Origin of the sequence: Streptomyces changanensis, assembly GCF_024600715.1 — a bacterium.
In the GTDB taxonomy this organism is placed as follows: Bacteria; Actinomycetota; Actinomycetes; order Streptomycetales; family Streptomycetaceae; genus Streptomyces; species Streptomyces changanensis.
This window is the reverse complement of the sequence record NZ_CP102332.1, coordinates 5,834,679-5,855,142: the sequence shown is the minus strand read 5'-3', so window position 1 is coordinate 5,855,142 and position 20,464 is coordinate 5,834,679. Positions and strand designations below refer to the sequence as shown.

Below are 20,464 nucleotides of genomic sequence, written 5' to 3'. Positions count from 1 at the left end.
GGGAGGACGGCACCCGTCGCGGGCACGCCTCCCGGCCGCCAGGAGTCGTCCATGATGACGCAGGCGCGGCGGAATCGAAGTCCGCGTCGGCGTCGGCTCCAGCGCCGGCAGAAATGTCGAGTGTTGAGGTGGAGGAATCGAGGTCGAAGATCGGATCGGGCAGAAGATGACACTAGCGGCGACGGAGGGTCAAGAGAAGGCCGCCTCGGAGCAGCAGTCCGGACCGTCCGGCGCACCGGCGCCCGGCTCGACCTCTGGCGCCGTCCAGCGGAATCATCGACGGGTCTGCTCCGCGACGTAGGTGGCGCCCTCACTACCCCGTCGGATGACGGGGGCGACCTGGTCGTCGACGACTTCACCGGGCACCGCCGAAAAGGCCATGCGCCAGGAGGAGACGGCTCCGTAGGCTTCGTCGCCGGGAGCGTGAGAAAGGTGTCTGCCATGACTGGCGATGATGTGCTGGAGATCCTGGACGTGCTTCGGAGGGCCGGCACGGATGTCTGGATCGGAGGGGGCTGGGGCATCGACGCCCTCCTGGGGAGGCAGACCCGCCCTCACCGGGACCTGGATCTCATGCACCGCCATGAACAGGAGCCCGCTCTCCTCTCGGCCCTCGCCGACGCCGGCTTCACCGAAACCCTCGACTGGCGCCCCACGCGTTTCGTCGTCGCAGACGCGTCGGGTCGCGAGATCGACCTGCACCCGCTGGCCTTCGCACCGGACGGAAGCGCCACCCAGGCTTCGCTGGAACCAGAGTGCCCGGACGTCTACCCGGCGGAATGCTTTGTCACCGGCGCGATCCGGCACAGCACCGTTCCCTGTCTGTCCGCCGAGCAGCAGGTCTACTTCCACCAGGGGTACGACCCCACCGACCGGGACCGCCATGACATGGCCCGGCTCCGAGAAGCGTTCGGCGTCGCGACGCACTTCTGAACGCCCTCGCCTGCCGGCCGCCCGGCACTCCGCTATCGGGTGGCCTGCCGACTGCCCGGCGCAAGCGTTCCGCCATCCTCCGAGCATGCAGGGGCCTGCTGGACACCATCCACCGCTTTCCCTTCTCTCGCATGGGGATCACTCCGGCCTTTGCGAGTGCCGGCTTTCCAGACTCCGCCGTTGAAGATGTTCGCGCGGATTGCGTTGCCGTACGTCGTCGTCAGGATGAGGGCGCGGCCCGCGCACCCGCTCCTGGGCCGACGGGCCGCCGCCTGACCGAGGTGGCGATCCTGCCGCGCGCCAAAGGCCGGCCCGGGGCCCGGTGCCACTACGCCGCACACACGGTCGCGTGACGCGAATCACAGGGGACGTTCACCCGGTCCGGGTCCTCCTTCAGGTGTCAACGCCCCCGCGCCGACCACGATCTCGACCATGCTGCTGGGCGATATATAGCGCACAATCCCCGGTTTCCGAAACCGGGGATTCACTCGGAAGATCAGCTCTCCCAGCACAGTCCTGTCCGCCACGCTTCGAAAGCCTTATCCCCTCATGTGTGCTCTTAACGTCCAGGCTGACACCTCGCTCGCCGTCTGCGACCGCCGTCGCATCACCTCCTCACACCCCTGAGGAATCGCGGCATACAGCGAGTACGCGACCGCGCACTTGCCATGACGGCATCCTGAACACCCGTTCCCAGTGGCGTGTGCCCAGATTTCATCCATGCCCGGGAGAGGTCTTCCAGGGCCCACGCATCGAATCAAACGGCACACACCGGAAGAGGTTGTTCTCCGTGTGCGAATCCCCAGATCTTTCGCTGGACTTCTCCACCGTTGCTCTTATGGTCGTCGTCCTGGCATTCGCCTGACCTAGGGAGCTGACCAACCTGCTCATGACTTCGCCCCGCCCCATCGGCGCGCTGCGCCGCAAGGAACTCATGTCTTCCAAGAAATCCACGCAGACCGGACGAGCCGTTCTCCCCGACTTGGTCGCCGGCAGGTGGCTCACGACCGATGAGCTAGCGGGCATGTTGAACGTCGACCCCTCCACCCTCCGTCGTTGGCGCTCGGCTCGACCTCCGCAGGGCCCGCCCTTCGTCCCCGTGTCCGACCGCGTCACCCTCTACAGCGTCCATGACATCGAGCAATGGTTGCGCAGTCGCCGCGTCGTCCCGGGGCAGGCAGTCTGACGTGGCGATAGCAACACCGCCCGCTGCCGCCGAGAGCGTTCCGATCGGTGTCCGACTCACCGCCGACGTTGAGTACCGCCCCAACCGCCCCTCGCCGTACCGGGCCCGCGTGCGCTGGTGGGACCCTGAGACGAAGTCCCGGAGATCCCTCTCCGAGGCCAAGGACACCGAGGACGAAGCGCAGGAGTGGATCACGGCGCTCGTCGAGGCGGCGGAAGCCGGCATCAACCCCTCGCTCGCCACCATGCCTCTGGTCGATTACGGCACCGCGAACATGGAACTCGCGCTCCGTGGACTGGAGCTGAAGACTCTCGACCCTTATCTGGCGGGATGGCGTCTGAGAGTTGTGCCGGCCCTGGGTCACTTGCCGGTCCGAATGATCACGAACGGTGCGGTGGACCGCACCGTGTACCGGTGGATCGCCGACGAATACAGCCGCTCGACCGTCAAGAACACCATCGCCGTCCTCGTACGCGTCATGGAGCAGGCGGTCCGCGACGGCCTGATCAAGGTCAACCCCGCCCGGGTCAGCGGCTGGCAGCGCCAGTACCAGCAGGTCGAGGACGAGCTGAACGATCCTCGCGCGCTCGCTCTACCCGACTGGGATACTCTGCGGGCCGTCGCCAAAGCCCTGGTCGCACGCTCACACGGCCAGTACCAGGGCTGGGGGGACGTGGTCACCTTTGCCGCGTCCACGGCAGCGCGCATCGGCGAGGTCTCTGGGGTCCGCGTCCGGGACATCGACACCGATAGCTGGATCTGGACCGTCCGGCGGCAGACCACTCCCGCCCGTGGCGGGCTCGTCGACAAGGCCACCAAGGGCAAGCGCGCACGGAAGGTGCCCCTCATCGAAGAAGTTCGGCCGATGGTCGCCCAACGCCTGCTGGCGGCCGGCGACAGCCCAGACGCCCGCCTCTTCTTCGGCCCTCGTGGCGGCCGCATCTCCACCGCCGTCCTGCGTGACGCCACGCACTGGGACGACGTCGTGACCGAACTCGGCTTCGAACACCTTCGACGACACGACCTTCGCCACACCGGGCTGACGTGGTTCGCGGACGCCGGGGTCCCCCTGCACGTTCTACGCAAGATCGCCGGGCACGGCTCGCTGACCACCACTCAGCGCTACCTGCACCCCGATGCCGACCAGATCACCGCAGCCGGTGCCGCCCTCTCCGCGCACCTCATGGTGCTCCGTGCACCTCGTTCGCTGCCACTCACGGCAGTCGCCGCCGTCTGACCCGCCCTGACCGTACTGGTCCCCAACTGGTCCCCAAAAACGATCTTGAGGCCGTATCGGATGCTTCCGATACGGCCTCTGACCTGCGTAAAAGCAAGTCGGGACGACAGGATTTGAACCTGCGACCCCTTGACCCCCAGTCAAGTGCGCTACCAAGCTGCGCCACGTCCCGGTGCCCGTCTGACCTGGGGTTTCCCCCGGATCGCCGTGCACGAGAACAATACCGCACTCCGGCCGGTGATCACTAACCACTTCGGCGGGCCGTGTCAGGCGCCGGGGGGCGGCGGGTCCAGTTCCGGGTGGGCCGCGCGGAGGCGGGCCGGGGCGGCCTGGCGCCAGGAGTCGACGAGGACGGCGCGCAGCTCCGCCTCGTCGTCCAGTGCGGCGAGGCGGACGCGGAGCCAGGCGTACGGCTCGTCGTGACCGTGGCGGAGGAAGAACTTGTGGGGTTCGGCGGCGATCAGTTCCTCGCGGTCCTCCTTCGGGCACTTCACGCCCATCACCTCGTCGTCGCCCTCCAGCGCGGCGAAGATCCGTCCGGCGGGGCCGGCGCGGAAGGTGGGCATGCCCCAGGAGAGCTTCTCCACGGTGGCGGGCAGTGACAGGGCGACCCTGCGTGCGTCGTCTGCGGTGACCATGCCCCGACCGTAGGGCGACCGCGGCGGCGGGGCCGCGGGGGTGGGGCCGTCCGGGCAGGGGTGGGGCCGTCCGGCGCCGTCGGTTGTCCGGCGCGGGCTGCGCGAAGGCGCGTTGGCGGGGGTGGTGGGCGCTGTTCGCGCCCCGTGGCGCATCCGGGCGCCGCCCATGGACCGGGGTGCGATGGCATAGGCGCCGGGAAGCCGGCGTTCCGCGTCCGTCCGGCAGGTCACCGGGCCCGCGCGGCGGAGCGGGCACAGCCCGCGACGTCGTGGCCGGTCGCCGGCGGGTGCCGGACGAGGAGAGAGACGGCCTGTGCGATCAGGGACGGCCGGTAAGGCTGTGACCAGGGGTTTCAGCGGGGCGCCGGGCGGCCGGATGACGCGGCCATGACGGGAGGGGGTGGGCGGGGCAGCGGTCGGCGGCTTCTTGTCCGAATCGCACCCGCGCCGCTCACGCAAGGACGCGATCCCGCCGCATTCGGTCCGGATCGGTATCCGACCGTTCCGGCTGACAGAAAGAGCCGAGACGGCTGTGACGGATGGTGCGGCCTTCCCCCGCACGACCGACTCCGTACCCGAAACCTTTGCCCTTGGCATGTAGCAGAGAGAGGCACGGAGGGAATGCCCATCGGGTAGGACTGGTCTGGCGCCTACCACGCATCACCGAGCACTAATCAAACGCCAACAGCTCTGCTTTCAGCCATTGTTCAGGACCGTGTTGAACCGCGCCCGGGAGATCCACACCATGGACTGTCACCCCTCCCGGGACGGAATCACCGCTGCTGCACCACCTGCTCGAACACCCACGCCAACAGGCGTTCCGCAGAGGAGGGCTCGCATGGACGGCTACTTCGCCGGTCGGCTGCACCACCAACTCAGGCAGCAGGTGAGGAGCTTCGCGGAGACCGAGGTCGCACCGCGCGTTCCCGCCATGGAGGCGACCCGTTCCGTCCACCACGACCTCTCCCGGCACATAGCGCGGCAGGGCTGGATCGGCGCGACGATCGGCCGGGACCTCGGCGGGATGGGCGTCGGACACCTCGGCAAGACGATCATCATCGAGGAGCTGTCCCGGGTCAGCGCGGCCATGGGCGCCATGGTGCAGGCGTCCCAGCTGGGCGTCGCGAAGATCCTGCACTTCGGGAGCGACGAACAACGCAAGACGTGGCTGCCGCCGATCGCCGCGGGCGAGTGCCTCCCGACGATCGCGGTCACCGAACCGGAATCGGGCGGCCATGTGCTCGGCATGTCGGCCACCGCCGTCCGTGAAGGCGACGAGTACGTCCTGAACGGCCGAAAGGTGTACGTCGGAAACAGCCATGTGGGTGACCTCCATGGCGTCGTCGTCCGTACCGGACCCGGCTCCAAGGGGCTCACGGCCTTCCTCGTGGAGGCCGATCGGCCCGGTCTACGGGTCGGTGACGAGAAACCGACGATGGGACTGCACGGTTTCGGTTTCGGTGAGCTGATCCTGGAGGACTGCCGCGTTCCGGTCGCCAACCGGCTCGGCGCCGAGGGGGACGGCCTGGCCGTCGCGTACTCCTCCAGTGTGCTGTACGGGCGGGCGAACCTGACCGCCGTCGCGCTCGGCATCCACCAGGCGATCCTGGACGACACGGCCCGCTTCTGCGAGGAACGGCACCGCTACGGCGAACCGCTGCACGCGCTGCCCTCGGTGAAGCTCAAGCTGGGGCAGGTGCAGTCGCGGCTGATGACGGCGCGGCTCGCCGCGTACCACGCCGTGCACCTCCTCGACCGGGGGTTGCCCTGCGACGCGGAACTGATGAACGCGAAGCTGGTCAACGTCGAGTCCACGCTCGACTCGGCGCGCAACGCCATGGAGATCCACGCGGCGGCCGGTCTGTTCACCGACCGCCCGGTCGAGCGCTACCTGCGGGACGCCCACCACATCTTCGCGCCCGCGGGGACGTCGGACGTCCAGCTGCTGCGACTGGCGGAGGTGGCGCTCGGGGCGGGCAAGGGCCAGTGGTCGGAACGGCTCGCGGACGCCGTGCGGATGGCCCCGGTGCCGTGACCGGGCCGGGGCGGGAACACGAGGCGTCCCCCGGGGAGCCGCACGCTCCCCGGGGGACGCCTCGCCGTGTACGTCGCCGTACGTCGCGCGCCACACGACCTGCCTCCCGCGCCGCGCGCCTTGTGTCCCGCGCGCCTTGTGTCCCGCGCCCGCACGGCGCGTGCCCGCACGGCGCGTGCCCGCACGGCGCGTGCCCGCGCGCCTTGTGTCCCGCGCCCGCACGGCGCGTGCCCCGCGCCTCGTCAGAGGCGGCCCTCCTCGCGGCGGTGGATCTGCTCCACCAGCTCCGCGGCGAGCGACTTGATGGTCTCCAGTCCGGCCCGGCCCCACGGCCGGGGCTCGGTGTCCACCACGCAGATCGTGCCGAGGGCCGTGCCCGTCCGGTCGATGAGGGGCGCGCCGAGGTACGAGCGGATGCCGATCTCGTCGACCACCGGGTTCCCGGCGAAGCGCGGGTAGTCGCAGACGTCCTCCAGGACCAGCGCCTTGCGGCGGACGACGACGTGCGGGCAGTAGCCGTGGTCGCGGTCCATGTAGCGGCTCACGGCGCCGGAGGAGGCGACGGCCCCGAGGTCCGCTCCCGAGTGCAGGCCGGTCGGGGTGTGCAGACCGGCGAAGAACTGCCGGTTCTCGTCGATGAAGTTGACCATCGAGTAGGGCGCGCCGGTCACCTCGGCGAGCCGGTCGGCGAACGCGTCGAAGGCGGGTTCCGGCCGCTCCCCCAGGCCCAGTTGGCGCAGTCGCCGCACGCGCGCCGGCGCCTCCTGGTCCACGGGGGTCAGCAGCAGGTATCCGGTCGGGTCGTAGGTCATGTGGGTGCTCCGTAGCTCGGCACCGGCGCGGGGGCCGGATCGGCGGCCAGCAGGTGCTGGACCAGGGTGACCAGGGTCTGGATCCCGGAGCCGGCGATCCGGGCGTCGCAGAGCACGACCGGCACCTCCGGATCGAGGTCGATCGCGGCCCGGACCTCTTCGGGTTCGTAGCGGTAGGAGCCGTCGAACTCGTTGACGGCCACCACGAACCGGATGCCGCGCCGCTCGAAGAAGTCCACGGCCGAGAACGAGTCCTGGAGGCGCCGCGTGTCGGCGAGGACGACCGCTCCCAGCGCCCCCTCGGACAGTTCGTCCCACATGAACCAGAAGCGCTCCTGTCCGGGGGTGCCGAACAGGTACAGCACGTGCCGCCGGTCGAGACTGATCCGCCCGAAGTCCATCGCCACCGTGGTGGTGGTCTTGGACTCGATGCCCTCCAGGCTGTCGGTGGCGGCGCTCACCTGGGTGAGCACCTCCTCCGTGCTGAGCGGTTCGATCTCGCTCACCGCGCCGACGAAGGTCGTCTTGCCCACGCCGAAGCCGCCCGCGACGAGGATCTTCAGGGCGGTCGGGAAGACGTCCTCGTCCTCGGCCCGGCGTTCAGAGCCGTCGTCGTAGGCCATCGAGCACTGCCTCCAGCAGGGATCGGTCGGTGGTGTGGTGGTCGTACCGAGGGGCCCGGGCGGTCAGCGCTCCGCAGTCCACGAGGTCCGAGAGGAGCACCTTGGTGACCACCGCGGGCAGGCGTAAGTGCGCGGCGACCTCCGCCACGGACGTCGGCCCGTCGCACAGCCCGAGGGCCACGGAGTGCTCGGGCCCGAGGGGTGCGGGGGGCGCCGCGCCCGTGGCCATGACCTGGGACAGCAGATCGAGTGCGGCCGTGGGGCGGGTGCGGCCGCCGCTCACCGTGTAGGGGCGGATGAGACGGCCGGCCGCGTCGTCGAGCCACGGCCCGTCCTGTCGGGACGGCACGCGTCAGCGCCCCCGCACGCCCGGCGCCGCGGCGGTCTGCCTGGCCGGGGTGACCAGGTAGGGGCGCACGCTCTTCACCAGCATCGTCATCTCGTAGCCGAGGACGGCGGCGTCCGTCTCACGGCCGGCGATGACGGCGAGGCAGGTGCCGGAGCCGGCCGTGGAGACGAACAACAGGGTGGTCTCGAGCTCGACGACGACCTGGCGGACCTCGCCGTTGTCGCCGAACCGCGCCCCGGCGCTGCGTCCGAGTGAGTAGAGGCCTGAGGCCAGGGCCGCCAGGTGGTCGGCGCTGTCCGGGTCGAGGCCGTGGACCGATTTCACCAGGCCGTCCGAGGAGAGGAGAACCGCGCTGCGGGTGTACGGCACCCGTTGGACCAGGCCGCTCAGCAGCCAGTCTAGATCCGAGGAATGGCCGGTCGGCACATCGCTCGCCATGGTGCATCTACTCCTTGTGGGCTTCGTCGTGACGCTGCGGTTCGGTGGGGCCTGCGTAGGCGGAAGACGCCGGCATGGACTCGGCGAGCCCGATGCCGCGCTGGAACGCCGCCATGAGTCCCGGGTCGTGCAGGACGGGTTCGTCGTGGCGTCGCCGCACGGGTTCGTCGCGCAACTGCGGGACGAGGTGCTCCTGGGCGCGGCGCTTGGGCAGCAGGGGGCGCCCTTCGAGGTCGTGAGCGGTGTCGCCGTCCGCCGTCTCCTGCGGCAGCGGCAGCGGGGCGGCGGGTGGGGTGTCGTACCGGTCGTCGAGCGACGCGCGCGGTCCGGGCGGCCCGGACCGCACGGGCGGTCCCGTCGGTGCGGGCGGTCCCGTCGGTGCGGGCGGGGACCCGGCGGGGTGGGATCCGACCGGGGGGGACCCGGCGGGGTGGGGTCCGGCGGGGGTGGAGCCTGTGGGACGTCCGCCGCGTACGGGGAGGGGGGCCACCAGCCGCTCGGGGGCGGGTGACGCCGCGGCGTGGCGGGGCTGGCGGGGCAGGCGGTCGGCGGCGGTGGCCGCGGCGGGCGCCCCGACGGGGCCGTCGTACCCGGGCCGGCCGGCCGGTCCACGTCCGGCGGCGGGCGCGGGGACGGCAGGTCTCGCTCCCGGTACGGCGACGGGTCCCGGGCCCGGCACGGCGGCCGGTCCCCGTGCCGGCACGGCGTCGGGGGCCGACCGGGGTGGGGCGGTGGGCGCCGGCCCCGGTGGGGTGGGGCCCGGAAGGGCCTGCGCGGGGACGGCGGCCGGCATGGGCGCCGCGCCGGACGCCGCGCCCGCCGCCGTACCGCTCTGCTGCCGGTCCCCCTGGTGGGGGTGGTCCGGGTCGGCGCCGAGGAGTCCCTGCGGCACGACCAGGACGGCCTGGACGCCGCCGTAGATGTTGGACTGGAGCCGTACCGCGATGCCGTGCCGGCGGGCCAGCGCGGAGACCACGTACAGGCCGATGCGGCCGTCCTGGAGGAGGTGGGCGACGTTGACCTGGTCGGGGTCGGCGAGGAGGGCGTTCATCTTCTCCTGCTCGGCCAGCGGCATGCCGAGGCCGCGGTCCTCGACCTCGACGGCGAGCCCGGCCGTGACGTACTGGGCGCGCAGCAGCACGGTGGTGTGCGGGGCGGAGAACAGGGTGGCGTTCTCGACCAGTTCGGCGAGGAGGTGGATGACGTCGGCCACGGCGTGGCCGCGCAGGGTGCCGTCGATGGGGGGGACCAGCTTGACCCGGGGGTACTGCTCGACCTCGGCGATGGAGGAGCGCAGCACCTCGGTCATGGTGACCGGATTGGACCACTGGCGGCGGGAGATGGCGCCGCCGAGCACGGCGAGGTTCTCGGCGTGGCGGCGGATGCGGGTCGCCAGGTGGTCGACGTGGAAGAGGCCCTTGAGCAGTTCCGGGTCCTCGACCTCGTTCTCCAGCTCGTCCAGTAGCTGGATCTCGCGGTGCACGAGGGACTGGAGCCGTCGGGCGAGGTTGACGAAGACCTCGACCTTCTGTTCGTTGCCGACGCTGCTGGAGAGCCGGGACGCCTGGACGACGGCCGCGACGGCGGCGTCGTGCGAGCGGCTGAGCTCGTGCGCGAGCAGGTCGAACTCGTCGCCTCCGGGACCGGGGGGCGGAGTGTGCCGCACGGGGGGGCGCTCGCCGCGTCTCAACTGCTCGACGACCACGCGCAGTTCGTTCTGGGCGCGGGCGGTGGAGCGGCGCAGGGCGTGGCAGCGGTCCAGTACGGAGCGGGCCGCGCGGTCGGCGCCGAGCGCGGCGCCGACGACGGCGGCCACGGTCAGGGCTCCGGAGCAGGCGAGCGCGGCCCAGAGCGCCGCGGAGGGCCGGGCCCCGGTCCAGCGGAGGGTGAGGACGACCGCGGCGGCGCCGCCGAGCGCGGCCACGGCGGCCGGCAGGACGGAGGCGCGCAGCAGGTGCGGGCGTATGCGGGCTTCCGGGGGCGGCGCGGCGGGGTGCGTCCTGCCGGTGCCCGGCAGGTGGCGGGCGCCTGACCGGCCGTGGCGCCCGCCGCCCTCACGGCGGTCGGGCCGCGCGGCGGGTGCGCGAAGTGGAGACATCAGCGTCCTTGGTACGTGGGTCCCAGGGAATCGGCATAGTGCGGCATCAAACGGGCGTTCGGCATCGGACGGGGGTGGATGAACCCCCGCTCGATGAGCCCACCGTTGATCACCGGACACACACGGTAGTCGCCCACCGTTCTCGGGTGGTGGGCTGTTGTCAAACTTGCCCGCCAGGCGTCCCGCTCTGGTATGAGGGGTCGTACGGGAGGGCGAAAATGCCGCGGGGCGGCAGGACCCGCCCGGAGCACCCGCGTGCGCCGCCCCACCGGCCGGGCTCCGGTGGACGCCCCGCGCGCCTCCCGTGGCAGGCTTGGTCCGACCGCGCCGGCACGAGGGCTTCACGGGCGCGGAGGAACGGCGGGGGCATGACGGAGCAGGACACAGTCGGGACGTACCTCGCGGGTTACGCCGGGATCCTCACGGCCGCCTGCGCCACCGGCCGGCGGCTGACCCGCGGCGAGCGCGAGGCGCTGCGCGCGCAGGGCGAGCGGGCGGCCGAGGCGGGGGTGGGGCTGCGCGTCCTGGTGCGGGCGCACCTCGCCGCCGCCCAGGACGTGCGCGCCGATCTGCGCGGCGCGGCCGCCGACCACCTGCTGGCGGCGGTGGAGGAGGCGGTGGACGCCTTCGCGGAAGGCCATGAGCGGGCGCAGCGGCTCGCGATCCGCCGGGAGGAGGCCGCGCGGCGGGAGTTCATCGACGACCTGCTCCACGGCCGCAGTGGCCTGGGGCACGTGGCGGAGCGGGCGGAACGTTTCGGGCTGCTGCTGTCGCACACCCACGCGGTCGCCGTCGCCGAGGGCCCGGAGCCGTACGACGACGGGTTCGCCGAGACCCGCCGCGTCGAGTCGTCCCTCGCCGCGCGCTTCGGGGACCGCCGGATCCTGCTGACCACGAAGGACGGCAGGCTGATCTGCATCGCCCCGGGCGACCAGGACGACGTCCTGACCTACTTCGCCAAGCAGGCGTACGCGGCGACGGACGGCGGCCGCGTCGCCATCGGCCGGTCGCACCCGGGGGTCGGGGGCGTCGTCCACTCGTACGAGGAGGCGCTGAACGCCCTCGCCCTGGCGGAGCGCATGCACCTGGAGGGCCCGGTGCTGCGCGCCGCGGACCTGCTGGTGTACCCGGTGCTGACGCGCGACCGGCAGGCGATGGCGGACCTCGTCCGTACGGTGCTCGGTCCGCTGCGCGCGGCGCGCGGCGGCGCGCGGCCGCTGGTCGACACCCTCACGGCGTACTTCGACACGGGGTGTGTGGCCGCCGAGGCCGCCCGGCGGCTCTCCTTGAGCGTACGGGCGATGACGTACCGGCTGGAGCGGATCCACCAGCTGACAGGGGCGGATCCGGGGGACCCCGTCCACCGCTACACGCTCCAGACGGCCGTCATCGGCGCGCGTCTGCTGGGCTGGCCGGACGAGGAGATCTGAGAGCGGGCGGTGTGCGCCGGTGCCCGGGGCTGCGGCGGCGCCGGGACACGCGCCGGCGCCCCGGCGCACCACGCGCCGGCGCACCACGCGCGGGCCGCGGGGCGGACGGGCGATGGGGCGGTGGGACGGGCGGCCGGTCCGTGCCGTGACGGCCGCCCGGGCACGCCGCAGGCCCCCGGCGAACGCAGTCGCCGGGGGCCTGCCGAAGCGTCGCGGCCCGTGAGCGCGGTCGGCGGCTCCGGCCCTCATCGGGCCGGAGCCGCCGACCGGCCGCGGTGTCCGCCGCGGCTCCCCCGTGGCCCCGTGTCTCCCCCGTGGTCGGCGGGGGCTCCGCGCTAGTCGGCGATCTCGATCCTGCCGTTGGCGGCGGCCGGGGCCGGGTCGGCCGCCGGGGTGCCCGCGCCGCCGCGGGTGGTGATGCCCTTCAGGAGCTGGGCGAGGTCCACGCCGGTCGTGGAGCCGAGGAGCTCCAGCCCCTGGGCGACGTTGTCGGCGACCGCGCGGGGCAGCTTGCCGGCGCCGTCGGTGGAGATGACGGTCATCTTGTCGATCGCGCTGAGCGGCTCGGCGGCCTTGGCGACGACCTGCGGCAGCACCTCGACGAGCATCTGGAGCACGGCCGCGTCGCCGTACTGGGCGAAGGCGTCGGCCTTCTTGCGCATGGCCTCCGCCTCGGCGGCGCCCGTGGCGGCGATCGCGGCGGCCTGCGCCTCACCCTCGATGCGTACGGCGTCGGCGAGGGCGGCGCGGTGCGCCTTCTCACCCTCACCGGTGAGCCGGGAGCGCTGGGCGTCCGCCTCGGCCTCCTTGACCAGGGCGATGCGCCGGGCCTCGGCCTCCTGCTCGGCCTGGTAGCGGGCGGCGTCGGCGGGCTTGCGGACCTGGGTGTCGAGCTGGCGGTCGGTCAGCGCGGCCTGCCGCTCGGCGACCTTCTCCTGCTGGCTGAGGATCTCCTGCTGCCGGTCGGCCTCGGCGAGCGGGCCGGCGGCCGCGGCCCTCGCGGCGGCCTCGTCCGTCTCGGCCTTGATCTCGGCCTGCTTGAGCGCGAACGTCCGCTGGGCGATCGCGATCTCCTCCTCGGCCTTCAGCCGGGCCTGCTCGGAGGCGCGGCGGGCGACCGCCTCGGCGATGTCGGCCTCCTGCTTGGCGCGGGCGGCCTCCGGCCGGCCGAGGTCCTCCAGGTAGGAACCCTCGGTGGTGATGTCCTGGATCTGGAACGCGTCGAGGACCAGGCCCTGGCCGGAGAGGCTGGCCTCCGCCTCCTCGGCGACCTGCCCGGCGAACGCGGCGCGGTCGCGGATGATGTCCTCCACGGACATGCGGCCGACGATGGAGCGCAGCGCGCCCGACAGCACTTCCTGGGTGAAGCCGACGATGCCGTCCTGCTGCATCAGGAACCGCTGGGCGGCGGCCCGGATGGAGTCCTCCGTGCCGCCGACCTTGACGATCGCGACGCCTTCCAGGTTGGCCTTGACGCCGCGCAGCGTCACGGCGCCGCGCACGGCGACCGGGATGTGCCGCGAGGACAGGTCGAGGGTGAACTTCTGCTGCACGAACGGGACGACGAAGACGCCGCCGCCGACCACGACCTTCTGCCCGCTGTTGTCGGTGAAGATCCGGCCCGTGTCCGGGTCGGTGGACTTCTTGCCGCGCCGGCCGGTGATGATGAACGCCTCGCTGGGGCCGGCGACCTTGTACCGGGTTATGACGACGAGGCCCAGCAGGACGAGGAGTACGACGACTCCCACCACTGCGGTGACGACTGGACTCATGATGGTTCCCCCTGACCTCCTTGCGGAGGGCGGATCGGATGGACGGGTGGGGAAGGAGAGGTGCCGGGGCCGTCAGCGGTCGACGGGGCGCACGCGGACGGAGCCGGCGGACAGCGCCGCCTCCACCCACACCTCGGCGCCCCGCTGGACCGGCACGGCCGACCGGGCGGCGAACTTCACGGGCTGGCCGGCGAGCCACAGCAGCACCTCGCCGTAGCCGTCGGCCGGAATGGCGGTGACGACGGACCCGGCGCTGCCGACGAGGTCGTCCTCGCGGGGGGCGGCCGTGCCGCGGTCGTCCATGAGGCTGCGGCTGAGCTTCCAGGTCAGCCACGCGGCGCCGAACCCGGCGATGACCCCGGCCGCCGTGGCGACCCCGGCCCCCGTTCCCGTGGCCCCGAGGACGATCGCCCCGGTGAAGCCGAGCATCGACACGAACCCGGCGACGACGGGCAGCGAGAGCCACCCGTCGAAGAGGCCGTCCAACGCCCCGTCGAACATTCCTTCCAACACACCGTCCAGGGCCAGCGACGCGACGAGAAGGACGATCCCCGCGATGCCGAGACCGAGGAAAAGACCCATGCGCGCACACCTCCCTGGTTTCGGGTGTTCTTCTCTCAGTGATCGGATTGTCTCATCGGTGCCCGTGCGCCTGCACTGCCGTCGACCGGCAGTCTTGATGCGCCTTTGATGCCGACCTCGCACGCGGGCCCGACCCCCGCTCCGCTCAGCTGGTCTTCCGGTTCGTGAGGTGCGGTCCGATGTAGCCGACGACGACCTTCCCGGTGGTACCGCGGCTGTCGTCGTGGAAGTAGATCCGCGGGGATATCGACCCCTTCGAGCCGAGCTTCAGGTGTGCCTCCATCAGCATGCGTCCGCTCGGGTCCACCTCCACCGGCACGGGGAAGACGCGTTCCTCCCCCCACATCGCCTTGGTGGCCTCGTTCTCGCTCATGGCGACCTGCTTCACCGGGAAGATGAGGGCGCCGGCGACCGGTGCGTTCCGGCAGAAGTGGTAGTACCCGCCGGAGATGGCGCCGTCCCGCTGAGCGGACGCGTAGGAGTCCAGCGAGCGCAGTCCCTGCCACGCCTTCGCCGCCCACGTCCGGGCGAGTTCGTGGTCGTCCAGCGCGATGGCGGTCCTGCGGTCGGCGGTCACGCGTATGTGCGCGATCTCCTGGATGCGCGCCCACAGCTCCTCGAAGGAGCTCGGCTGCGCGGCCGCCTGGTCGAGGACGACCGTCTCCTCGTGCCGCCCCTGACCGTGGAGCCGCTGGCGGAGGACCCGCGCCTCGCTCTGCGCGCGCTCGACGTTCTCCAGGGCGACGGTGTGGTCCTCCATCTCCTGGTGGAGTTGCTCCGCCGCCGAGTGCAGCTGGACCTGGAGAGCCTGGATCGTGCGTTCGGCGAGGTCCTCGCGGCGGCGCGCCTCCGACAGGTCCTGGTCGGCGTCGGCCAGGAGCTCGGTCAGGACGGTGACCTCCTCCTTCAGGGCCGCGAGCTCCTTGCCGAGGGCGGTGGCGTGCGCGCGGGCCGCGTCCTGGGCGGCGCGCCGCACGCCCTGCTTGCGCTGCCGGTCGTCCGGGAAGACGAGGGTGCGCAGCCGGGCCGGCAGCTGCGTCCCGAGGGCCTGCTGGTGGACGCCGCGGGCGATCAGCCGGTACGCGGTGTCCTTGGGGTCGCAGAGGCGCGCACCGCTGAGAAGGCGGTGCCGGGGGGCGTCGGCGGCCCAGGCCGGGTCGACGTCCTGCAGGTAGGTGCGTACGGCGCCGGGGGCGACGCGGTAGTGCTCGCCGACCGCCTCGCGGAAGGCGACCACGGCGTCGGCGTCGGTCAGCAGGTGGAGCGACGCGTCGCCCGCGCACTTGGGGAGCAGCTGCCGCATCCGCCGGGTCCAGACCTCGTCGGGTTGGACGGGGCGCGCGGCGACGACGGCCGGGAGCCGGCGGTCGGGGTCGCACAGGACGTCGACGAGGTGGTCGACGTCCGCCGCCGTGACCTCGTGGGGGCGGGTCGTGAGGTGGGCGAGGCCGTCGCGCGGGTGCAGGACGTCGACCAGTTGCTCGACCAGCGCCGGCCGCGCCGGGCTCAGCGCGGTGGTCCCGTTGTCGAAGCACTCCAGCGTGACGGCGACGGACTGCGGCTCGTCGGCGGAGTCCGGGGAGACCGCGGCCACCGTGACCCGCCATGTCGCGTCGTGCTTGTCCTCGCGCAGCTGGATCCTCAGCGCGCGCTCCGCGCCGTCCAGGCGGTACAGGGCCTGCGAGGTCAGGACCGTGTGCCCGTTGAGGTGGTGGGTGCCGGTCTCCAGCGGGGCGCGGTCGAACTTCCTGTGCAGCCACTGGGCGGTGACGCGCCGGACCTCCGGGATGATCTCCGTACCGGCCGGGACGTCCAGGACGGACCGGTGGACGAGGGGCGCGGCGCCCAGCACGTCGGGGGCGGACTTCCGGGCGGCGGGCACGGCCGGTCCACCGGCTTCGGCCGGGGCGGCGGAGCCGGCGGGTTCGGCGGGTTGGGCGGTGGGCGCTTCTGGCGCGGAGGGACCGTTCAATGCGAGTCGTCCACTTCGGGGAGATGGGCCCCACTCGGCAGCGCGCGGTAGGGCCGGGGCCGTTCGGGCGGTCCTGCGGTACGACGTCGGACCGCCGCACGGGGGGGGCGGGACGGTCCCGGCCGGGGCCGCCTCGCCGGGGGACCCGGCGCCACCGCGGCCCTGCCTACGGCCTCCTCGGCGCCCGTCCACCTCCCCGGCGGCCCGACTGGTGCACATCCTGCCGGACGGACCGGCGCGGCGAGCCCGATTCCGCGAAGTGGGCACGACTTCCGCTGTGGGCACGCCACATGACGGATCGTCAGGGCCAGTGACGGAGGTACCCCGCCTACGGCTGGGGGGCCGGGTCCGGGTCGGAGGCCGGGGCGGCGGTGCCGAGGGGGCGCGAGCGGCGCCAGTGGTGGGTCAGGGGATGGGAGACGGAGCGCCACCACGGGTCCACGGGGAGCTCGGCCGCCGGCTCGAAGGGCCGGCCGGGGCGGGGGAACGCGACGCGCTGCCCGGCTTCCGCGGCCGCGTCACGGGTCCACTCCCCCGGCTCCGCCCAGGCGTGCGGGGCGAGGTTGAAGGTGCCCCAGTGGATGGGGAGCAGCACCCCGCCGGGCCCGCCGCCCTGGAGGTCGAGGTGGGCGCGCACGCCCTCCTCGGGAGTCATGTGGATGTCGGGCCAGAAGTCCGAGTACGCGCCGATCTGGATCATGGTGACGTCGAAGGGGCCGTGCGCGGCGCCGATGTCGCGGAAACCGGGGAAGTAGCCCGTGTCGCCGCTGTGGTAGACGCGGTGTTCCGGGCCCTCCACGGCCCAGGAAGCCCAGAGCGTGTGCTGCTGGTTGCGCAGTCCGCGGCCGCAGAAGTGGCGGGCGGGGGTGGCGGTGAGGCGTACGTCGCGGATCCGCGTCGACTCGTTCCAGTCCAGCTCGCGCAGGCGGGAGGGGGACACGCCCCACCGCTCCAGGTGGGCGCCGACGCCGAGCGGGGCGGCGAAGAGGGTCTCCGTGCCGGCCAGGGCGCGGACGGTCGGCAGGTCGAGGTGGTCGTAGTGGTCGTGGGAGATCACGACGACGTCGACCGGGCCGAGCGCGGCGAGCGGCGCCGGGACGGGATGGAGCCGCCGGGGGCCGGCGAAGGCGAAGGGGGAGCAGCGCTCGCCCCAGACCGGGTCGAACAGGACCCGCAGCCCGTCGATCTCGGCGAGGACGCTGGAGTGCCCGGTCCAGGTCAGGCGCAGACCGGTGGCCGGGGGCGCGGCGAGGTCGGCGGCGGTGTCCGGGTGGAGGGGTATCGGGCGCGCGGGGGCGCGGCGCAGGCGCTCCTCCTTGCGGAAGTAGACCTTCGCGAACTCGGTCGCGGAACCGGACGGCCGGTGGCCGGCGGCGCCGCCCGGGTTGCGGAAGGCCCCGTCGGCGAAGTTCGGCGAGCGGCGGATGCGCTCCAGCCGCTCGCCGGCGGCGTCCGCGCCGAAGGCGGCCGGCCGCAGGGAGCGGAACCGGGCACGCAGCGGGCGGGGAGCGTCGACGCCGGTCACAGCACCTCCAAGGGGCTCGGGGCTTCCATTATGGGCCGACGGTACGACCGGCACCCGGGGGTTTCGGGGAAGCGGACGGGAGGGTACCGCCGGCCGTCCGGGATACTGTCCCGCGCTGAGGGTGGACGACGGGGCGGGTGACGTGACGAGAGTGCGGCTGGGCGCGGCCGAGCGGCGTGAGGAGCTGCTGCGGGCGACCGTCGAGCAGATCGAGGGACGGGGGCTCGCGGCGGTGCGGGTCGCGGACGTGGCGGCGGCCCTGGGCGTGAGCGGGGCGCTGGTGCTGTACCACTTCTCGACGAAGGAGCGGCTGGTCGCCGCGGCCTTCGCGTACGCGGCGGAGGGCGACCTCGCGGAGTTGCGGCGGATCCTGGGGCGGCGGGCCTCGGCGGCGCGGCGGCTGCGCGCGGCGGTGCGCTGGTACGTGCCGAGCGGGCAGGCGAAGGGGTGGCGGCTGTGGATCGAGGCGTGGGCGGCGGCCCCGCGCGAGCCGGCGCTGCGGGAGGTCGCCGCGGGGCTGGACCGGCAGTGGAAGGCGGCCCTGGCGGAGGTGTTCGCCGAGGGGGCGGCGGCGGGTGAGTTCCGGTGCGCCGACCCCCGTGGCGCGGCCCGCCGGCTGACGGCGCTGCTGGACGGGCTCGCGGTGCAGATGACGGTGTACCGGGGGTCGCTGGCCCGCGGGACGATGCTGCGCTGGGCGGACGAGGCGCTCGCCCGCGAGCTGGGCGCCCCGGCGCCGGCGTAGCGGGCGGGACGGAGGCCGGTGGGACGGACGCCGGCGGGACGGGCTGGACGAACGCCGGCGGGACGGGCGGAAGCGGTGCGCCTCTGATGCCTGCCTCGGCTCCGAGACGCCGGGGTGCGGGCGTTCGCGGTACCTCCGGGCGGGCGGGTGACCGCCGCGCCGGTGGGCGCCGGCGCGGCGGTCACGCGCGGGGACGCGCCCCGTGGGCCGCGTCCCCGCGCGTGCCCCGGTTACAGGGGCAGGAGGTCCGGGCGCTTGGCGGAGACGCGGTCGCCGGAGCTCTGGCCGCGCAGGCGGCGACCGATCCAGGGCACCAGGTACTCGCGGGCCCACTGGATGTCGTCGCGCCGCCCCTCCAGGGTCCCGCGCGGCGGGAGCGGCGGCCACGCCTGGTCCGGGTCGGCCGGGACCTCCAGGCCGAGGACCTGCGCGGCGCGCAGGGCCACGCGCGTGTGGCCCTCGGGCGACAGGTGCAGGCGGTCGTGGTCCCAGGCGCGCCGGTCCTGGACGGTCCGCAGGGACCACAGGTCCAGGACGGGGCAGCCGTACCGGTCGGCGATGGCGCGCACGTGGCCGTTGTACGTGGCGATCTTGCCGCGCAGGTGGCGCAGGACCGGCACGCCGCGCGTGTCGAAGCCGGTGGTCACGAGGACCGTGCCGATGTGGGAGGTCAGGTCGACGACCGCCCGCTCGAAGCGCTCGGCGACGTCGTCCGGGTCGCTGCCGGGGCGGATGATGTCGTTGCCGCCGGCGCAGAAGGTCACCAGGTCGGGGGCGAGGGCCTTCGCCCTCGGGACCTGTTCCGCCACGATCTGGTCGAGGAGCCTGCCGCGCACGGCGAGGTTGGCGTAGCGGAAGTGCCCCTCCTCGGGGATCCGGTCGGCCAGCAGGACCGCCAGGCGGTCGGCCCAGCCGACGAAGCGCCCGTCGGGACCCGGGTCCCCGACGCCCTCGGTGAAGCTGTCGCCGATCGCCGTGTACGACCCGATCACGTCGTTCTCCCCCATCGTCGAATCGTCTGCCACGGCAGCACATCTTCCTCCGCGCGGTGTGGCCTACGCGACCGTAGGAGGGGTTGACGGGGCGTGATCTCCGCCACCGCGACGCCGCCCGGCACCCTGAGGGGTGCCGGGCGGCGTCGTGCGGCGGTGCGGGGCGCGCGGAGCGCCGGGCGTCAGATGCTGACGCCGTGGCCCCGGAGGTACGCCAGCGGGTCGATGTCCGAGCCGTAGCCGGGGCTGGTGCGGATCTCGAAGTGCAGGTGCGGGCCGGTGGAGTTGCCGGTGGAGCCGGAGAGGCCGATCTGCTGGCCGCCGCCGACGGTCTGGCCGGCGGAGACGGAGAGGGAGGAGAGGTGGGCGTACTGCGAGTAGTTGCCGTCGGCGTGCTTGATGACGACCTCGTTGCCGTACGCGCCGCTCCAGCCGGCCGAGACCACGGTGCCCGGGCCCACGGCCTTGACGGTGGTGCCGGAGGAGGCGGTGAAGTCGACACCGGTGTGGTAGCCGGAGGACCACATGGAGCCGGAGGCGCGGTACGGGGTGGAGACGCCCGCCGAGACCGGGGCGGTGAAGCCGGAGGAGCTGCTCTGCGCGGGGGCCTGCTGCTCGACCTTGGCGGCCTTCTGCGGGGCGGCCTGCTGCGGGGCGGCCTTCGCCGGCGCCGGGGACGAGGCGGCGGAGCGGGAGGCGCGGGCCTCGGGACGGGCCTGGTCGGCCTTGTCCGGGTTCTTGGCGCCGAGGGTCAGCTTGAGGCCCGGGTGGATGAGCGCCGGGTCGCCGCCGATGACGTCGCGGTTGTCGGCGTACAGCTTCTGCCAGCCGCCCTTGACGTTCTTGTTGTGCGCGATCTTCGCCAGGTAGTCGCCGGCCGCGACGGTGTACACCCGCGCGGCGGGCTTGGCGGCCTCGGTGACGGACGCGACGGCGGCCTGGGGGGCGGTGGCCGGGGCGGCCGCGGGGGCGGCGGCGTTGGCTCCGGTAGCGCCGATGAGCGGGAGGGCGATGGCGGCGCCACCGGTACCGGCGGCGACGAAACCGCGGGTGAGCGGGCTGGACTTGGGACGGCGGTGCTTACCCTTGGCGGGCAT

The 20,464-nt window shown here is 73.3% G+C and carries 18 protein-coding genes and 1 tRNA gene; 6 read left to right on the top strand and 13 right to left on the bottom strand.

Annotated elements, in window-relative coordinates:
• Positions 1-441: 441 nt before the first annotated feature.
• The 3 genes from NRO40_RS25555 (at position 442) to NRO40_RS25545 (ending at position 3,356) form a co-directional block, all read left to right on the top strand.
• Positions 442-933: a nucleotidyltransferase domain-containing protein gene (locus NRO40_RS25555; protein ID WP_058942591.1), complete on the top strand. Its 492-nt coding sequence runs from the start codon at positions 442-444 to the stop codon at positions 931-933.
• Between the two features lie 889 nt (positions 934-1,822).
• Positions 1,823-2,119, top strand: coding sequence for a helix-turn-helix transcriptional regulator (locus NRO40_RS25550; protein ID WP_306674886.1), 297 nt, complete (start codon positions 1,823-1,825; stop codon positions 2,117-2,119).
• Between the two features lies 1 nt (position 2,120).
• Positions 2,121-3,356: a tyrosine-type recombinase/integrase gene (locus NRO40_RS25545; protein ID WP_232791097.1), complete on the top strand. Its 1,236-nt coding sequence runs from the start codon at positions 2,121-2,123 to the stop codon at positions 3,354-3,356.
• Between the two features lie 98 nt (positions 3,357-3,454).
• Here NRO40_RS25545 and NRO40_RS25540 read toward each other — a convergent pair.
• Positions 3,455-3,528, bottom strand: a tRNA-Pro gene (locus NRO40_RS25540).
• A gap of 94 nt (positions 3,529-3,622) precedes the next feature.
• Positions 3,623-3,994, bottom strand: a complete 372-nt coding sequence (locus tag NRO40_RS25535) for an MmcQ/YjbR family DNA-binding protein (RefSeq protein ID WP_058942592.1) — start codon at positions 3,992-3,994, stop codon at positions 3,623-3,625.
• Between the two features lie 838 nt (positions 3,995-4,832).
• Here NRO40_RS25535 and NRO40_RS25530 point away from each other — a divergent pair.
• Positions 4,833-6,029 carry an acyl-CoA dehydrogenase family protein gene (locus NRO40_RS25530; protein ID WP_058942593.1) on the top strand — a complete coding sequence of 399 codons (1,197 nt, stop codon included), beginning with the start codon at positions 4,833-4,835 and terminating at the stop codon, positions 6,027-6,029.
• A gap of 242 nt (positions 6,030-6,271) precedes the next feature.
• Here NRO40_RS25530 and NRO40_RS25525 read toward each other — a convergent pair whose 3' ends face one another.
• From NRO40_RS25525 to NRO40_RS25505, 5 genes are read right to left on the bottom strand one after another with little or no spacing between them, the layout of a single operon-like run.
• Positions 6,272-6,841 carry a GAF domain-containing protein gene (locus NRO40_RS25525; RefSeq protein ID WP_058942594.1) on the bottom strand — a complete coding sequence of 190 codons (570 nt, stop codon included), beginning with the start codon at positions 6,839-6,841 and terminating at the stop codon, positions 6,272-6,274.
• A complete protein-coding gene (locus tag NRO40_RS25520) occupies positions 6,838-7,464 on the bottom strand; it encodes a GTP-binding protein (RefSeq protein ID WP_058942595.1) in 627 nt (208 codons plus the stop codon). The genes NRO40_RS25525 and NRO40_RS25520 overlap by 4 nt, the downstream gene beginning before the upstream one ends.
• Positions 7,442-7,813 (bottom strand): DUF742 domain-containing protein, encoded by a 372-nt coding sequence (locus NRO40_RS25515; RefSeq protein ID WP_058942596.1) that lies wholly within the window; start codon positions 7,811-7,813, stop codon positions 7,442-7,444. Before NRO40_RS25515 ends, NRO40_RS25520 begins: the two co-directional genes overlap by 23 nt.
• A gap of 3 nt (positions 7,814-7,816) precedes the next feature.
• Positions 7,817-8,251: a roadblock/LC7 domain-containing protein gene (locus NRO40_RS25510; protein ID WP_079047113.1), complete on the bottom strand. Its 435-nt coding sequence runs from the start codon at positions 8,249-8,251 to the stop codon at positions 7,817-7,819.
• 7 nt (positions 8,252-8,258) lie between these two features.
• Positions 8,259-10,349, bottom strand: coding sequence for a sensor histidine kinase (locus NRO40_RS25505; RefSeq protein ID WP_257375513.1), 2,091 nt, complete (start codon positions 10,347-10,349; stop codon positions 8,259-8,261).
• Positions 10,350-10,717: 368 nt separating this feature from the next.
• Between NRO40_RS25505 and NRO40_RS25500 the strand changes: the two genes are divergently transcribed.
• The gene (locus NRO40_RS25500) at positions 10,718-11,779 is read left to right on the top strand and encodes a PucR family transcriptional regulator (RefSeq protein ID WP_058942598.1); all 1,062 of its coding nucleotides are present in this window, start codon (positions 10,718-10,720) and stop codon (positions 11,777-11,779) included.
• A 335-nt stretch (positions 11,780-12,114) separates the two neighbouring features.
• Here NRO40_RS25500 and NRO40_RS25495 read toward each other — a convergent pair whose 3' ends face one another.
• From NRO40_RS25495 to NRO40_RS25480, 4 genes are all read right to left on the bottom strand, one after another.
• Entirely contained in the window at positions 12,115-13,551 is a 1,437-nt protein-coding gene (locus NRO40_RS25495) for a flotillin family protein (protein ID WP_058942599.1), read from the bottom strand.
• A gap of 72 nt (positions 13,552-13,623) precedes the next feature.
• The gene (locus tag NRO40_RS25490) at positions 13,624-14,133 is read right to left on the bottom strand and encodes a hypothetical protein (RefSeq protein WP_058942600.1); all 510 of its coding nucleotides are present in this window, start codon (positions 14,131-14,133) and stop codon (positions 13,624-13,626) included.
• Between the two features lie 145 nt (positions 14,134-14,278).
• Positions 14,279-16,015, bottom strand: coding sequence for a hypothetical protein (locus tag NRO40_RS25485; protein WP_058942601.1), 1,737 nt, complete (start codon positions 16,013-16,015; stop codon positions 14,279-14,281).
• Positions 16,016-16,433: 418 nt separating this feature from the next.
• Positions 16,434-17,630, bottom strand: a complete 1,197-nt coding sequence (locus NRO40_RS25480) for an MBL fold metallo-hydrolase (RefSeq protein WP_058942602.1) — start codon at positions 17,628-17,630, stop codon at positions 16,434-16,436.
• Between the two features lie 142 nt (positions 17,631-17,772).
• Here NRO40_RS25480 and NRO40_RS25475 point away from each other — a divergent pair, with 142 nt between their 5' ends.
• Positions 17,773-18,375 carry a TetR family transcriptional regulator C-terminal domain-containing protein gene (locus NRO40_RS25475; RefSeq protein ID WP_058942628.1) on the top strand — a complete coding sequence of 201 codons (603 nt, stop codon included), beginning with the start codon at positions 17,773-17,775 and terminating at the stop codon, positions 18,373-18,375.
• A gap of 230 nt (positions 18,376-18,605) precedes the next feature.
• Here NRO40_RS25475 and NRO40_RS25470 read toward each other — a convergent pair whose 3' ends face one another.
• Both NRO40_RS25470 and NRO40_RS25465 read right to left on the bottom strand, forming a co-directional pair.
• Complete coding sequence (locus tag NRO40_RS25470; protein ID WP_107115110.1) at positions 18,606-19,382, bottom strand: SGNH/GDSL hydrolase family protein; 777 nt, start codon at positions 19,380-19,382, stop codon at positions 18,606-18,608.
• A gap of 167 nt (positions 19,383-19,549) precedes the next feature.
• Positions 19,550-20,464 (bottom strand): M23 family metallopeptidase, encoded by a 915-nt coding sequence (locus NRO40_RS25465; RefSeq protein ID WP_058942604.1) that lies wholly within the window; start codon positions 20,462-20,464, stop codon positions 19,550-19,552.